The following is a 15,845-nucleotide window of genomic DNA, read 5'->3' on the forward strand; positions in this document are numbered from 1 at the left end:
CTTGAGGCGACTCCTTATCCCCCGAACGACCTTGCCTTCCTCGGCTTCGACGCTTGAGGCGACTCCTTATCTCCCAAACGAACTACCCTTCCTCAGCTTCGACGCTTTATAATGCCTATCGTTTAAAATGGTTGAGTAATTGAACATTACTGATTTTTTTTGATGAGGAGGCTACCACTTTGCCTTTTTTTATTAGAACTCCATTGAAGAAAACAGCCAACAAACTGGTTGTAAAAATAATTACTCCTAATGGAAAAGCAGAATATTCACCCTCTATTCCCACTAATGGAGAAGCAACAGATCCCAACAAAAATGGAAGAATCCCTAGCAGTGCTGAAGCAGTTCCCGCAATGTGTCCTTGAGACTCCATCGCTAATGTAAATGAAATCGGTCCTATGATACCGTTTGATGAATTGAATAGGAAGAGTGAAATAACTAGTGCAACTAACGGTCCATGGAATAAGACCACAATTAAAACTGCGAGACTAGCTATAAATGCATACCACAAGCCAATCAAAAAAATATGACGTGGATTCATCCGTCCGGCCAGGTATTTAGTGAGTTGAGCAGCTAACATTAAACTAATTCCATTCAAGGCGAATAGTAGCGAAAAAACTTGAGGGGATACACCGTAAATTTTTTGGTAAATAAAAGGACTTCCCGAAACATAAGCAAATACACCTGCAAAGATAATTCCTGATACAAGCGCATATCCCATAAATGTTCGATCGAAAATCAACTTTTTGTAGTTATTCAATAACTCGCTAAAGTTACTCTGTATCCATTTGTCCACAGGTAAAGTTTCTTTTATCTTCCACGATGTTTTGATTGTTAGGTAGATCCCTAAAAGTGCTGTAAAAATGAACACACCCATCCATGAGGTAAAGGATGAGACGGCACTTCCTGCAAGTGGGGAGAGTAATGGAGTGACACTAGTAATCGTACTGAGTAGTGCAAAAAACTTCGTTAGTTCAACTCCGCTATATAGGTCCCGAACAATGGCGCGTGAGATAACCAGCCCAGCAGAAGCGACAAATCCTTGAATGAACCGTAAAGCAATAAAAATTTGAATATTTGCTGCAAAAGCACAGCCTATCGAGGAAATAAAATACAGAAACATGGAGATTAACAAAGGTTTACGTCTACCATGAACATCACTTAAAGTACCGTTTACCATTTGACCAATGCTCAGTCCTAATAGACTAGCAGTTAAACTCATCTGAACCATAGATGCATTTGTTCCAAAGGAGTTCATAATTTGTGGGAATGAAGAAAGATACATATCGACGGTAAATGGTCCTAACGCACAAAATACCACTAACATCAGGGCAAAACTAAGTTGATGTTTACTCGTTTTTGCATTCAATGATAACCACCCCTACTTAATTTTCCTTATTTTTTATTATTAACAGAAAAAGGAAGATGTCTTCAATGGTTAAATCAAAGAAGTTTGTTGTTTATACAACAAACCAACCGAATTTGTTGATTATCATTAAGAGATTAATTGGAGTTTTTCAACCTGTCAGTTAGCATACCAAGAAAAAGGACTGCATCAGCTGTCCCCTCATTAACTCTTGCCTTTTACCGCTCTGTTCTTAATAATAAGAGAGAGGCTAGGAAAGGAATCATGAAAAAAATAATGATTTATTTATTCATTTTTTTAGTTATATTATGTGTAGTCATAACATTGTTTTTGAATTTAAATCCAGTATTCGGCGGAACACCAAGTAAAGAACAAAGTGAGACTTATCAAACATTTAATAATTATGTTAACGGAAAGTTTGCCAATCAGGTGCCAACTAGCATGGCTATGAGCTTTTCTGATAATTTCTCGATGATGAAGGAATCTATTTCTGGTGGTGTTAACCGCACTCCTGCCAGTCAAATTCCTGTTTCCAAGATTGATTGGAACAAAATTAACAGTAAAGAAGATAGTTTAACTTGGTTGGGTCATTCTGCTTTTTTACTTAGTATCGATAACAAAAAAATCCTCGTAGACCCTATGCTAGGTCCAATTGCATCACCTGTTTCATTTGCAGGAAGCAAACGCTACACGGGAGATTTATTACCTATTATTAATAGTCTGCCGCCTATTGATGCTGTCCTTATTACCCATGATCATTACGATCACTTAGACTATCCATCCATACGAAAGCTGAAGGACAAGGTTAGTCATTTTATTGTTCCTCTTGGCGTTAGTAACCACTTAATTCGATGGGGAGTACCCAAAGAAAAAATTACTGAACTTAATTGGTGGGATGAAACGGAATTACAAGGTTTAACTGTTGTCTTGACTCCATCCAAACACTTCTCTGGAAGAGGGCTTTTTAATCGGAATTCGACGCTTTGGGGTGGTTGGGTCATTCTCGGTAAGAATATACGTTTCTTTACCAGCGGAGATGGTGGTTATGATGCACATTTCAAGGAAATTGGAAAAAAATACGGACCTTTTGATATCACGTTAATAGAAGGCGGTCAATATGATCGACGATGGTCTTGGGTCCATATGACACCCGAAGAAGCCGTACAGGCACACTTAAACGTAAATGGGAAGAATATGATGTTAATTCATTGGGGTGCTTTTACTCTTGCCTATCATAGTTGGACAGAACCAATAGAAAGAGCATTAAAAGCGGCAAAAGAAAAAGAAGTCAATCTAATCGCCCCTGAAATGGGTGAAACTGTTCAGTTAGATTCTGATCTGCACATTCCTATTTTTTCTCCATGGTGGGGATTTTTAGCATAAAAGGGCATTGTGAATAAATAAGTCGATTTCTTGTGTGTTTTAGAAATCGACTTATCAGGTTTTAAAAATCACTCTAAATGATTATTAATTTCTTTTATAACTCTTGCTGGTACTCCAGCAACAACAGTATTTTCTGGGACATCCTTAGTTACAACTGCTCCTGCCGCAACAACAGAGTTGTCCCCAATCGTCACACCGGGTAGTATTGTTGCGTTTGATCCAATCCATACATTTTCGCCTATCATAACTGGAGATGGGTATGTAATGTTTCTAGTTTCTTTGGGTAACCCATGATTAAGAGTGGCAATCGTAACATTCATCCCTATCATAGTGCCGTCTCCTATTTGAATTCCACCTCTATCTTGGAATGAACACCCTGTGTTAAAAAACACATTTTTTCCAATAGTGATATTTTTACCAAAGTCTGTATAAAATGGCGGAAAACACAAAAATATGAATCGACTTGGTTTCCGGTCAATTCACTAAAAATCTCTACGATTTCTTCTCTTGAATGGTAGGAAGTATTCAATTTCATTGTTATCTTTTGGGCTTCATAACTACATTGCTTTAGTAGTTCATGTAATTCCTTATCCTGACCTGAAATTGGATTTCCTTTTTTACAGAATACTATAAATTCCTTCATTTCCATCTTTTAAAATCACCTATCTTTTTTTCCTGCTAATTTCATTATACTTCTTGTTCTTGTGGGCGAATAATGGTCCTCAAATCTTCTTTAATTTAACGTCTCTACGGACTGCTAATACTAATTTAACCCTATTTTTCAAATGGAGGTGTACCTAAATAATCAACGGATGCACTGAAATCTTTTACGAAAAGAAGTATATAGAAGTATAATCAGAATTCCCAAAAGTCATTGACAAACATTCCATTAAATTATTTATATTTCTCTATTTGTTCTTTAATTGGGTTTCCGCCAAATACTGGAAGTAGAATTAACTCACCTGCTTTATAAAACAAGTGAATAACAATGAATAAACTAAGTTTTCACAGGCACATCTTACCGTTATTCACTGACGGAAAATGTAACCTTTACGCTACCTGAACCTAAAGCTTCAGTAAGACCTGTCGTATTGTCTATGTGTCCGAGCTTTACATAGCTATAGGAAGTATTGAATGTCTTGTAGAAAAGAACAAGACAGTTGTTACCATAGAGCATTAAATCGCCTTCGTTGATTCTGCCTGGAGAGGTTGACTTATCTGCACGCAGATTACCTGACAAATTATTATATTTTTCATTGCCATTGAGTTCAGACATATCTACTGTTAGCGGCAGCTGTTTAACAAGCGCTTTAGCGCTATCGTTATCCTCAAAAGTTGCGGTGAATGTCTTATCTCCGACTCTGATATTTAAGTTTTTCATTATTTTCGTCTCCTTCGCACGATCTGTTAGGCTTTTATCGTGTTCATCGGTTGAATTGTTTTTAGAAACATCAGATTTTTCAGATGATATTTCCCTATGGTTTGGTGAGGTATTACTGCATCCAGCCAAAGTCAAAATAACAACGAGAGTAAAAAATACTGGAAGGATTTTATTCATTTTTAACTGCTCCTCGTATAGCTAAGTTTTATACTGATCTACACGGATTTTCCCTCTTACCAATCGATTCGTTTTCCATCTCTGAAAAATCCCCCATTAGGTCCCTCAGGTCCATGTGTCGCCAGCCACAGGATAGACTCAGCTGCTTGCTTAGGAGTTCTTGGAGCAGATGGTCCGCCCATATCTGAGCTCACCCATCCTGGATCGACTGCATTAATTTTAATATCCCCATTGATTTCAGCTGCTACCAATCGTGTCAATCCATTTAGGGCAAATTTAGACAACTTATAAGCGCCTACTCCTGGATATGACATATCGCTCATCGCCCCATATTCTGAGGAAACATTAATAATTCTCCCATAACCTTGTTTTTCCATGAGGGGAATAAAGGAACGGATTACATGGTAAGCACCGAAGAAATTGGTTGTCATTGTTCTCTCCAGAATGTAGGGGTCTATAGCCACTAACTTCTTATTTTCCTCCAGATACACGCCCGCATTATTAATCAATACGTCCAAGGTTCCATACCGCTCATTTACTGTAATGGCAGCTTGACGGATGCTTTCTTGATTATCTACATCCATCAGCACAAACGAAACATCCAGATTTGATTCCTTAAGTTTTTGCACAGCTTCATGACCCGTTTCTGGCTCACGACCTGCCAAAATGACCTTAAAACCTTGCAAAGCTAATTGTTTAACCAGCTCATACCCAATACCTCGATTTCCACCGGTGACAAGTGCAACTTTTATATCTTTTGACATTTTAAATCCTCCATTTCTCATTCTCAGATTGAGTAGTATCTAAGTATCCTAATAGGCATATTCCTATTTTGAAAGTTGTTGTGCAGGGGTAAACATGTTGTTTCTTAGTAAAATAGTTACCAAACTTAATAGCAATGATAGGAATCCTACCAATACGACGTATTGTATGCCCATATCCGATATAATTAACCCTCCTACAGCAGCGCCAAATGTTGTTCCTAAATTAGCGGATGTTAAAAATAAGCCATTTGCAAAATCAGGAGCTTCGGGAGCTGAAGACGTAATCCAATATTGGTTAATATTGCCCCCTATTCCAGCTAAAATCCCCCAAATTAAAGTAATGATCGCCATTGGTAGGGTAAATTGGCCAAAAAAGAATAATAGGATGTAAACAACTCCCAATGTAAAAGGAAATGTCACTACAGATTTGATTGCATTTTTAGTAAGTAACTTCCCTGCGAGAATGGTTCCAATAATATTGGCTCCCCCGTATACGAACAATATTAGACTGATGGTATTGGAAGACATATTCGTAACAGTTTTCAGATAATCTGCAAGATAACTATAAACTCCAAATACGGCTGAGTTTAATAAAATGACAGACACAATCGAAAGCCAAGTAATAGATTTTTTTAATACCGATACTTGTGCTCCGTAAGAAAGTCTTTCCTTAACAGGCATAGAGGGTACAAAAAGTAAGGTAGCTACGAATGCCAACATATTTACAATAGCAAAGAACACCATCGCCATTTGTAAAGAAGTAGCACTAGCAATAAAACTTGCGATTGGTACACCGACTACCATACCGGCAGATACTCCTATAAATACTTTGGAAACAGCTTTTGGAGCTTCCTCTTTCCTTACTGAGGCAGCTGCCACTGTAAATGCCAACGAACAATAAATAGGATGAAAAAAAGCTGGAATGATCCGTGCCATTAATAGAATGGTAAAGTTAGTTGTAAAAATAGATACGATATTCCCCATTACAAAAACACCTAATACAAGTAACATGACCTTCTTCCGATTGATCCCTGAAAACAATAAAGGCATCGTTGGACCAGATACTGCAACCACAAGTGCAAAAAAACTCACCAGCCATCCAGCTTTTGCTATACTGACTTGAAAGTGATCAGCAATGGAAGGCAATATCCCAATAACCCCCATTTCGGTATTTAAGATGCCAAAGACTCCAATGGTTAATATAAAAATGAGTAAATTATTATGTTTTTGCAAAGAAGTTCCTCCAAACTCTTCCTCGAATTGACCTTTTCAATGCGAACGGTGAAATACCCATATATTTTTTCAAAATTTTCTTTTCCAGAATCCCCATAACCTTTATTAAAACGGATTAATTTCCCTACAAGAAAAATAAATATTGATTAGATTGTCTGTTCTGCTCTTGTTTCCTGCTTTTGGATAAATTTTAAAGCATAATGTGTCCCACAAATATAGATTCCCATAATAGATAAGTGATCAATTAAAAAAACTAGAGTAGAATTATCATTGAACCAATTACCAAATGGATTATAAATGAATAGCTTTGCACCAATTTCTCTCTTAAAGGAAGCATGCACCCCATATGCAACAATTAACACCGCCAAAATACGCAGCCCAATGGTGCGAAAACGGCTAGTTCCAGTTATTCCAGTCATCCTCCGCACTGAATTGATAATAATGTTCCAGGAAAATCCTACATGTACTGCCATGATGATAAATCCCAAATAAGCAGTCTGAGCATGTAACTGCCGTAGCATCATGTCGTTATTTATAGGAATATAGGGAAATAAATCACTTGAAATTAGCACAGCACTTATCATCATTACTGCCATCGTTACAAGAAAAAGTAGATTGATTACTATTTGTAGTTGGCGCCGTAAATGATGGCCCCCCTTTAAGATCACTTTATACCAACGTCCATTTAATAAATTATGGAGGATAAATAATAAAAGTACGACAACTCCAACGAGTTCATGTATTGTATTTCCGGTAATATAGTAAGCCATTGCTATCAACATGAGAACTGTCATAACAACGTCATTTACTAACTTGAATAACATCTTGCGATTCATAGTATTCACCTCTTTCCATAGCCTATTTATCACTAGATTTTGTTTCCATTGTGAGCATTTAAAATATCTTGTAAGGGCTACACAACCATTAGCTTTCATATTGCTGTAAATACATCTTCAGCAGAACTTCCTGAATCCTTTTCGCTGTTTCCTCATCATCTATTAATTTACTTTCTTCTTTATTTACATCCTTAGAATTCTTCCTATGTCCAGTAACCTTCCAATGATCTGTAGAGATTGATGCGATTAGGGATTCTGAGCTGCTGTTCTTCGAAACATTTCCTAAATCAAACTCTTTCAGTTGATCTAGTGAATTTATATATTGATCCCTTTCCTGATTTGCGTGGCACGAGAAGCAACGTCCAATATTATCTTTAGCCACTTCTCGCTCAGGAGTAAAATGCTGGTATTCCCATTCCCCATTTCGTTCTTCCGGCGAATATTGGGAACCCCAGCCGGTACGCTTTTCCATCACTAAATAGTGTTCAATCTCTCCATCCTTATAGCCAACTAGAGTAATAACGGTGCCGCTGGGAAGCTCCTTTCCGTTCTGCGCTGCTTCAATCGCTTCCTGACTATTTACGTAAATATCTTCATGAATATCTCCGCGATCGTAAGTGGCAAACACGATTCCCTTTTCAAGGTCTTTAGGAAATTTAACAAAGTTAGCCCCAGATCCAATCTCAGCGTATTCTCCAGACTTAGTTCCAAAGGAATTCTCTTCTTCTTGAGAAATGACCTTTATTTCAGTATCATTTTCGTTGCAAGCAGTAAGGATGAGGGTTAAAAACAATGCAAATGTATTAATGAATCGTCTTTTCAAATCTTTTACCTCCTCTAAGTTTCGTTTTATTGTCTCGTTAATTCATTGTGACTGCTGATTTACAAAGATAATTCCTGAAAGACTAGTTTCAATGAATGGGGATTATCAGAAACTGCTATAAGAAAAAAATTGCCTCAAACAAGCTATGAGGCAATTTTTAATCATTCATTAATAGCTCATCCATTAGTTAACTTGTTTCGTTAGACGAATAATGATTACACTTACCGCAATGTATGCTTTCACCACATTTTGATTCTTAAAGATACTTCACAACGAACTCGGTTGACTTTAGTCTTCAAGCTTATGCATCCGCGTAAGAAAGTGAAATCGAAAGGTCCCGATAGGCATTAATCTGGTTTTGAAGCTCTGCAACTTTCTGCTCAGCACCAGCAAGGGCATCTGCACCAGCGATCCAGCGAGATGGTGGTTCCTCCTGATTTACAATGGTGATTAAAGCCTTAGCAAGTTTGACAGGGTCTCCTTCCTGCTTTCCATTTTTTTCTTTCCAGAAAGTCTGGTATTGTGCATTACGCTCGGCGTAGTCATCAATAGATGGCTCGGCAAGGAATGTTGATTCTGGCTCTAAAAGTTCTGTACGGAAGAAACCTGGTTCAACAATGGTCGTTTTGATACCGTATGGAGCGACATCCTGATGTAACGACTCCATAAAACCCTCAAGACCGAATTTCGAAGCAGCGTAAGCGGCATTGTACTCAAATCCTACTAAGCCAGCAAGAGAAGAAATAGAAATAATATGTCCGGAACGAGCCTTACGCATCACAGGCAATACAGCACGAGTGACGTTCATTGGACCATAGAGATTGGTATGGATTTGTCGTTCAATCTGCTGTGAGGTCAACTCCTCGAAAAATCCGCCATAAAAGCGGCCTGCGTTGTTGACCAACACATCAATGCGTCCAAATCGGTCAATAGCCGACTTGACGGCAGCCTCAGCATCTGTTGGGTCAGTGACATCCAACTTCACAATTAACAGATTTTCGTCATCGCCAATAACTTTTGCTACCCTATCAGTATTACGACCAGTGGCGACGACCTGGTAGCCTGCGGCAAGGGCAGCTTTTACGAACTCAACGCCCATTCCACGCCCTGCACCTGTGATAAACCAAACTTTCTTATTATTAGTCATATTTATTTCCCCCCTAGATTTTCTTTAAAAAATATTCCTTTTACTCAACATCCACTAATCCACTCGTTGTGTCGGGCGGATGATAATTTTGATGCACCCATAATTACAACCACTTTATCTTTAATAGTAGGCACACTAAACACCATCTTTTCTAATGTGTTATTACTATTTATTTTAGCTACGGCTCTTTGATATAGCCAATGCTTATATCTCATATCATGATATGCTTGATGGGCATTTCAAAAACGTATATACTAAAACATCATAAAGGAGGGTTTTTTTATTGGAACTAAGAGTTTTGCGCTATTTTCTTACTGTTGCAAGAGAAGGAAGCATGACGGCTGCTGCAGATTTTTTGCATGTTACCCAGCCAACCTTGTCAAGACAATTAAAAGACCTTGAACAGGAGTTAGGGAAAAAATTATTTATTCGGAGTAGTCACAGTATCATTCTTACAGATGAAGGAATGCTTCTGCGAAAAAGAGCAGAAGAAATCATTGATATGGTCGATAAATTAGAGACAGAGTTTAGTTCCATGGAAGAAACTATAAGTGGTGATGTATTCATAGGTGGTGGGGAAACAGATGCGATGCGACAGATTGCACGGGTAGTAAAAGATTTACAGTTACGTTATCCCCATATCCGGTATCACCTCTACAGCGGAAACGAAGACGATGTGACTGAACGGCTTGACAAGGGATTGCTTGACTTTGGCATTTTAATTGAACCTGCAGATTTATCAAAATACAATTATTTTAATCTCCCTGGTAAAGATGTTTGGGGCGTTGTGATGAGGAAAGACAGTCCTCTTGCTTTGAAAGATACCATTCAAGCAGTGGATTTATTAAATGTTCCGCTGATCTGTTCACGCCAGGCTATGAAACAGACATTTTCAAAAAATGAATTTGCGGATTGGTTTGGTGAAGATTTTGATAAATTAAACGTCGTGACTACCTACAATCTTGCCTATAATGCAGCCATTATGGTTGATGAAGGCATTGGTTATGCCATAACTCTTGATAAAATAGTGAATACGTCTAGTGATAGTAACCTTTGTTTTAGACCCCTAGAGCCAAGACTTGAATCCGGCTTAAATATTGTTTGGAAAAAGCATCAGGTTTTTTCCGCTGCTGCAGAGATGTTTTCAAAAGAAATCCAGGAAAATTTTTCAAATTCTATCAATTGATGATAGACTCGGTTGGGTCAGTAATTCCGATTTTCAAATGAATTGCTTTTGTTTGATTTCACCTTGGACTTACCACTTTGGAGCTACTATATAAAAGGATGTCCAAAAAGCTAGGCTTATTGGACATCCTTGAAATTACCATTAGAATTTTTCAACTTACATTGTGTCAATGTCAATTACGAATCGATACTTCACATCTGAAGCTAATACCCGTTCGTAGGCTTCGTCAATTTGGTCGGCTGAAATGACTTCAATCTTAGGAACTATGTTATGTTCTGCACAGAAATTTAACATTTCCTGAGTCTCACGGATGCCTCCAATCATTGAACCCGCAAATGAACGGCGATGACCGATGAGAGAGAACACATTTAGTGACAGTGGCTCTGCTGGCGCACCGACGTTGACCAATGCACCATCTAGTGCCAGCAACGAAAGGTAGGCACTAATTTCAATCTTAGCGCTTACTGTATTAATAATAAGGTCGTACGTTCCCGCCAGTTTCTTAAACGTCTCTGGATCACTTGTGGCATAGTAATTGTCGGCTCCTAATTGCAAGCCATCGTCTTTTTTCTTCAATGATTGTGATAAAACGGTAACCTCGGCACCCATGGCATGTGCAATTTGGACAGCCATATGACCAAGACCGCCTAAACCAACAACCGCTACTTTCTTACCTGGACCAGCTCCCCAATGGTTTAATGGAGAATATGTCGTAATACCTGCACAAAGTAATGGTGCTGCGGCATCAAGCTCAATGCTATCAGGAATTCTGACTACGAAATCCTCGGTTACGACAATATGGGTTGAATAGCCACCTTGAGTTGGCTCGCCGTATTTGTCAACCCCAGCGTAGGTAGGAACATTTCCATTGAGACAGTATTGTTCTTCACCTTTTCGGCAATTTTCACATTCGCCACAGGAGTCAACCATACATCCGACTCCTACCCGGTCCCCGACCTTGTATTTTGTAACCTCTGCACCTACGGCTGTGACAATACCCGCAATCTCATGTCCAGGCACAAGTGGATAATTCACAGGACCCCATTCGCCGTGAGCAGTATGGATGTCAGAATGACAAATGCCTGCAAATTTAATTTCAATCAGAACATCTTGCGAATCAAGGTCGCGTCTTTTAATTTCAGCAGCTCGAAACGGTTTGTCTGGACCATCTACAGCTCGTGCTTTTGCAGTTATCATAAAAATAACCTCCAATAATTTATATTTTTCAAGAGAATGGCTTGTAACGGATACAAATGAAGCTAAAATTCCCCTTCATTCCCTTCTATCCTTACTTTCCTCTCTTGCAAAACCATCTTAATCCTTATAGTTAACTCTAGGTCAAGAGATTAGTTTTGATTCTTTTTGAAGATCTACTAATCAAAAAGGTTGGAAACCCATCATTTCCCTATTACTACCTACTTTTTTTCAGCAAGTATTTCTCGATAAAAAAGAGACAAGTTATCCTTTCCCGGAAAGTTGACTTTGACTTATAAAAAAGACCGTGATAAAATCTCCTCAACTATAGAGTTAACTCGAAGTCTATAAGAATAGGAGATATATGATGAAGACATATTCTATAAGTGAAGTTGCAAAAGAATTGAATCTTACAGTTTATACCTTACGTTACTACGACAAAGAGGGGCTAATTCCTTATGTAGAACGGACAACCAGCGGAATACGAGTATTTAAAGAATCCGATATCGACGCCTTAAAGGTAATTGAATGTTTGAAAGCTACCGGGATGCCTATTAAGGAAATCAAAACTTTCATTGATTGGTGTTCTGATGGGGATTCCACGCTGCAACAAAGATATGATATGTTTTTAGACCGAAAAGCTCATGTAGAAGCACAGATGGAAGAACTAAAAAAAACGATGGAAATCATTGATCATAAATGCTCCTATTACAAGAATGCATTAGATGCAAGAACGGAAGATATTCATAAAAATACTAAAATAGGAATCTCAATTCCTAATTAACAGAAAGTCACCGGATATCATAAATGTGGATATAAATTACAGGTCTCTACAATTTATTTCTATTGTAAATAAAATATAAGGAGAAGAAAATGCACGCATTAGTAATAGGAGCAACGGGAGCCACAGGTAAAGACTTGCTGGATTTATTGTTAAAAGACGATTCTTTTCATCAGGTAGATATTTTTGTCAGGCGTGATTTGGACGTCCAACATGAAAAATTAAAGATACATGTTATTGACTTCGATCAACCAGAACAATGGAAGCATTTAGTGAAGGGCGATGTTTTGTTTTCGTGCTTGGGAACTACCCTTAAAGCGGCAGGAAGTAAAGAAGCTCAATGGAAAGTTGACTACGATTTTCAATACCAGTTTGCTAAATTTGCCAGAGAAAACCATGTGAATAATTATGTATTGGTATCTTCCGGCTTTTCTTCCCCTAATTCTGTCTTCTTTTATACACGGATGAAAGGTCAGTTAGAAGAAGCTGTAAAGACTTTGGGGTTTCCAAAGTTGTCCATCTATAACCCGCCTGTATTGATACGAAAAAATAGTGATCGAACAATGGAAGTTGCCGGTTTGAAAGCCATCCAGTTTTTTAATCAAATAGGAATTTTTCGCTCTCAAGAACCTCTGCCGACAGAAAAATTGGCTCAAGCCATGATCAATTCCGCCAAAACAAAAGAAAACGGTATTTTTACGCTACAAGGCAAAGCGATTTGGAAATGTGCCGAAGCAAATAATTAATATTCTATTAATAAAACAATCTAGAACAAATCTTAAGTCAACCAGCCCCAAATAGGGCTGGTTTTTGATTTAGGTTTGTAAAATGAGTAACTGTTGTACCAAATAAGTATAATTAAATCCCCACATTTCCACTGTTAATGCCCTGAGTATTGTTTTCTAGCGGAAGCCAATTTAGCACTTTTTTAATATATTGATCCCAGAAATCCCAATCATGGCCGCCTGGTCCTTCTTCATACGTCACCGGAATGCCAATATCCTGCAAGTAATTCTTGAAATCTCGGTTTGCTTCGAGCAGCATGTCTTGATCTCCGCATGCCATATAGATTTTCGGTATGTTTGCTTTTTCCTCAACCCGTTTCCGCGGAAGCCATTTCGGGTTCATGTCACTGTCTATGAGCTTAGTAAGATCACCAAAAACACCTTCAGAAAAGGAACGGTTCAAAAAGCATAATGGACTTTCGTCTGTTCTTTTTACAATGCTTTCTGTCTCCAGAGCAGAAGATAATCCTGCAATACAGCCAAATGTATCATGGTATTTCAAGCCATTTCTGATTGCGCCGTATCCTCCCATTGAAAGACCTGCGATAAAAGTATCCTCTCTTTTATTCGATAGAGGGAACATTTTTCTCGTTATCTCGACAAGTTCTTTTCCAATAAACTCACCGTAATAATTGTGGCCGCTTGGATTGTCTACGTAAAACCTATTGTCACCGGAAGGCATGACAACGGCAAGGTCCTTTTCTTCTGCCCATCTCATAATATTCGTTCCGGTTATCCAGTCCGTGTAATTTCCTAAAACACCATGTAAGAGATATAGGGTCTTGAATGGTTTATTTTCTTTTACAGGCATCCCCGGAATTGACAATTTATCTACTGGTAATATGACATTCATAGGAACCGTTCGCCCTAATGTTTTCGACAAAAAATTAACTTGTAATAATGCCATGGTAATTCCCCTCTCTTATACTTTATATAACCATATTAATGTAAACGGGGTTCACCATCTTGTCCTTTTTTGCCTTATTAAAGGCAATTTCTTGACCTTTTAGTAAAACCTTTTATTTTGATTTTAGTATCCTATTTTCCTTTCGATATTGATTTGGAGTCACGGTATATAAAGTCTTAAATACCCTGTTAAATGATTTCTGATTAGGAAAACCATGTTCTAATGCTATTTGTATAATAGAATGATCCGTATTTACTAAATCGCGATACGATTTTTCAATGCGAATTGAATTAATATAGTCAAGTACAGTCATCCCCATGTACTTGATAAAGAAACGGGAAAGATAGGAGGGGGATAAATTAAATGTTGTCGCAATGAGATCAAGACTCAAATTCTGTTTATAGTTTTCTTTCATATAATCGGTAATCTTCGTTAGCCGGTCCAAATATTTATCTGTATTTATGTCACCGCCCCCTTTTTTCTTTACCTTAAAATTTTTTAATAGTAGATAAATTAACTGAAAGGACAACTCTTTTATTTTTATAAGTGCCAAAGAATCATTTTCTTTAACCTTGTAAACTTCAATCATGGAATCCAAATTTTTTCGTATTTCGTTAAATTGAATGGCCTTCTTTTCATCCGTTTCAAAAATCGAAATACAGTCAAATGCAAACGGATCAGTGTCATGATAGTTTGCTTTTATAAACTCTAAAGGAATGAAGACAGTCACTGCCTCACGATCACCTTTATCGACAGAAAATGAATGGATGGAGTTAGAATTTATGAGAACAATGTCACCTTGTTTGGATGTATAATCAACGCCATCAATATAGATATGATCAATTATTCCCCTTAGGACATAGGAGATTTCTATACTCTCATGCCAATGTCTTGGGATAAAATGCGGCTCGCCTGTAGATTGATGCAGAATGATTTTTATAGGTAAATCCTCTTCGAGTTTTATATGTTCATATTTGTATTCCATCTTAACCACCTATACTTAATCATATTTCCTTTAACACTCCTAGATTAATAAAATACTTTCCAGTAAAAATTGTAAAGAAAAAAACGATAATCTAATTAGAAAAACCGGCATTGGATAACCCATCATTTCATTTTGATTGTTTACACAGTCGTCTATAAAGTTGCACAGATGAACATTCAGCCCAGGCAAATTCCCCCTCTCTTGTTATGGGATTAACTTCCTTCATGCATAACAGTTGAATCTTACCTATTTCTTACAAATTTTTAAAAATTCCAAACAATAGTCTGATATAATGTAAAAAAGGTAGGTATATAGATCTATTATAATAAATTGATCTGTAGGATGAAAGTTGTCTCCAGATTCGTTTTTTCTAGTTAAAGCACGAACAACATGAAAATAACAAAAAGCAGAATCTGAAGGTTACCAGAAATCATTCAAAATTTCGTGGGTGAGAATATGAAAATTTCAATAGAAGAAATAAATAAAGAACTGGCTGAAGAAATCCTCATTAGGTGTCATGAGGTAGATGACGAAATAAATGAAATCGTAAACAAGCTGAAAACTGAAGACCTCATTATACTCGGATATCAAAATGATAAAGTTCACCGCATTAAGCTGAGAGATATCTATTATTTCGAGGCAGTTGATGGAAAGGTTTTTATTTACTGCAAGGACAACATTTTTGAGGTAAAACAAAAGCTATATGAGTTAGAGGAATTATGTAAGGGCAAGAACTGTTTTCGAGCATCAAAATCCACTATTTTGAACATAGCTAAAATTTCATCTATTTATCCGTCCTTAAGCGGCCGATTTGAAGCGGTGCTCGATAACGGAGAACGTGCTGTTGTATCAAGGCAGTATGTTCCTGTCCTAAAAAAAATGCTTGGATTGTAAAGGAGG

The 15,845-nt window shown here is 37.6% G+C and carries 17 protein-coding genes; 5 read left to right on the plus strand and 12 right to left on the minus strand.

Going from position 1 to position 15,845, the window contains the following annotated elements; genetic code table 11:
* Positions 1-115 precede the first annotated feature (115 nt).
* Positions 116-1,366 (minus strand): multidrug effflux MFS transporter, encoded by a 1,251-nt coding sequence (locus tag V7266_RS14790; protein WP_335468660.1) that lies wholly within the window; start codon positions 1,364-1,366, stop codon positions 116-118.
* 273 nt (positions 1,367-1,639) lie between these two features.
* On the opposite strand from V7266_RS14790, the gene V7266_RS14795 reads away from it, so the two are divergent.
* Entirely contained in the window at positions 1,640-2,746 is a 1,107-nt protein-coding gene (locus V7266_RS14795) for an MBL fold metallo-hydrolase (protein WP_335468712.1), read from the plus strand.
* A 68-nt stretch (positions 2,747-2,814) separates the two neighbouring features.
* Here V7266_RS14795 and V7266_RS14800 read toward each other — a convergent pair whose 3' ends face one another.
* The 8 genes from V7266_RS14800 to V7266_RS14835 all read right to left on the minus strand — a co-directional run bounded on the left by V7266_RS14800 (position 2,815) and on the right by V7266_RS14835 (position 9,107).
* Positions 2,815-3,138, minus strand: a complete 324-nt coding sequence (locus V7266_RS14800; protein ID WP_335468713.1) for a DapH/DapD/GlmU-related protein — start codon at positions 3,136-3,138, stop codon at positions 2,815-2,817.
* A complete protein-coding gene (locus V7266_RS14805) occupies positions 3,087-3,395 on the minus strand; it encodes a hypothetical protein (RefSeq protein ID WP_335468714.1) in 309 nt (102 codons plus the stop codon). The genes V7266_RS14800 and V7266_RS14805 overlap by 52 nt, the downstream gene beginning before the upstream one ends.
* Before the next feature lie 375 nt (positions 3,396-3,770).
* The gene (locus V7266_RS14810) at positions 3,771-4,304 is read right to left on the minus strand and encodes a cyclophilin-like fold protein (protein WP_335468661.1); all 534 of its coding nucleotides are present in this window, start codon (positions 4,302-4,304) and stop codon (positions 3,771-3,773) included.
* A gap of 56 nt (positions 4,305-4,360) precedes the next feature.
* The gene (locus tag V7266_RS14815) at positions 4,361-5,068 is read right to left on the minus strand and encodes an SDR family oxidoreductase (protein WP_335468662.1); all 708 of its coding nucleotides are present in this window, start codon (positions 5,066-5,068) and stop codon (positions 4,361-4,363) included.
* 63 nt (positions 5,069-5,131) lie between these two features.
* Positions 5,132-6,301, minus strand: a complete 1,170-nt coding sequence (locus tag V7266_RS14820) for an MFS transporter (RefSeq protein WP_335468663.1) — start codon at positions 6,299-6,301, stop codon at positions 5,132-5,134.
* Positions 6,302-6,447: 146 nt separating this feature from the next.
* Positions 6,448-7,137: a DUF4405 domain-containing protein gene (locus tag V7266_RS14825; protein WP_335468664.1), complete on the minus strand. Its 690-nt coding sequence runs from the start codon at positions 7,135-7,137 to the stop codon at positions 6,448-6,450.
* Between the two features lie 88 nt (positions 7,138-7,225).
* A complete protein-coding gene (locus tag V7266_RS14830; RefSeq protein WP_335468665.1) occupies positions 7,226-7,960 on the minus strand; it encodes a cytochrome P460 family protein in 735 nt (244 codons plus the stop codon).
* A gap of 301 nt (positions 7,961-8,261) precedes the next feature.
* Positions 8,262-9,107, minus strand: a complete 846-nt coding sequence (locus V7266_RS14835; RefSeq protein WP_335468666.1) for an SDR family NAD(P)-dependent oxidoreductase — start codon at positions 9,105-9,107, stop codon at positions 8,262-8,264.
* Positions 9,108-9,390: 283 nt separating this feature from the next.
* Here V7266_RS14835 and V7266_RS14840 point away from each other — a divergent pair, with 283 nt between their 5' ends.
* Complete coding sequence (locus V7266_RS14840) at positions 9,391-10,293, plus strand: LysR family transcriptional regulator (RefSeq protein ID WP_335468667.1); 903 nt, start codon at positions 9,391-9,393, stop codon at positions 10,291-10,293.
* Positions 10,294-10,449: 156 nt separating this feature from the next.
* On the opposite strand, the gene V7266_RS14845 is transcribed toward V7266_RS14840, so the two are convergent.
* Positions 10,450-11,490, minus strand: coding sequence for an NAD(P)-dependent alcohol dehydrogenase (locus tag V7266_RS14845; protein ID WP_335468668.1), 1,041 nt, complete (start codon positions 11,488-11,490; stop codon positions 10,450-10,452).
* A gap of 364 nt (positions 11,491-11,854) precedes the next feature.
* Here V7266_RS14845 and V7266_RS14850 point away from each other — a divergent pair, with 364 nt between their 5' ends.
* Both V7266_RS14850 and V7266_RS14855 read left to right on the plus strand, forming a co-directional pair.
* Positions 11,855-12,271, plus strand: a complete 417-nt coding sequence (locus V7266_RS14850; protein WP_335468670.1) for a MerR family transcriptional regulator — start codon at positions 11,855-11,857, stop codon at positions 12,269-12,271.
* An 89-nt stretch (positions 12,272-12,360) separates the two neighbouring features.
* Positions 12,361-13,014, plus strand: coding sequence for an NAD(P)H-binding protein (locus V7266_RS14855; RefSeq protein WP_335468672.1), 654 nt, complete (start codon positions 12,361-12,363; stop codon positions 13,012-13,014).
* A 112-nt stretch (positions 13,015-13,126) separates the two neighbouring features.
* Here V7266_RS14855 and V7266_RS14860 read toward each other — a convergent pair whose 3' ends face one another.
* Positions 13,127-13,960 carry an alpha/beta hydrolase gene (locus V7266_RS14860; protein ID WP_335468673.1) on the minus strand — a complete coding sequence of 278 codons (834 nt, stop codon included), beginning with the start codon at positions 13,958-13,960 and terminating at the stop codon, positions 13,127-13,129.
* Between the two features lie 112 nt (positions 13,961-14,072).
* Complete coding sequence (locus tag V7266_RS14865; protein WP_335468674.1) at positions 14,073-14,945, minus strand: AraC family transcriptional regulator; 873 nt, start codon at positions 14,943-14,945, stop codon at positions 14,073-14,075.
* 456 nt (positions 14,946-15,401) lie between these two features.
* Between V7266_RS14865 and V7266_RS14870 the strand changes: the two genes are divergently transcribed.
* The gene (locus tag V7266_RS14870; RefSeq protein ID WP_335468676.1) at positions 15,402-15,839 is read left to right on the plus strand and encodes a LytTR family DNA-binding domain-containing protein; all 438 of its coding nucleotides are present in this window, start codon (positions 15,402-15,404) and stop codon (positions 15,837-15,839) included.
* Positions 15,840-15,845 lie beyond the last annotated feature (6 nt).

Origin of the sequence: Neobacillus drentensis (assembly GCF_036965645.1) — a bacterium.
In the GTDB taxonomy this organism is placed as follows: Bacteria; Bacillota; Bacilli; order Bacillales; family Cytobacillaceae; genus Neobacillus; species Neobacillus drentensis_D.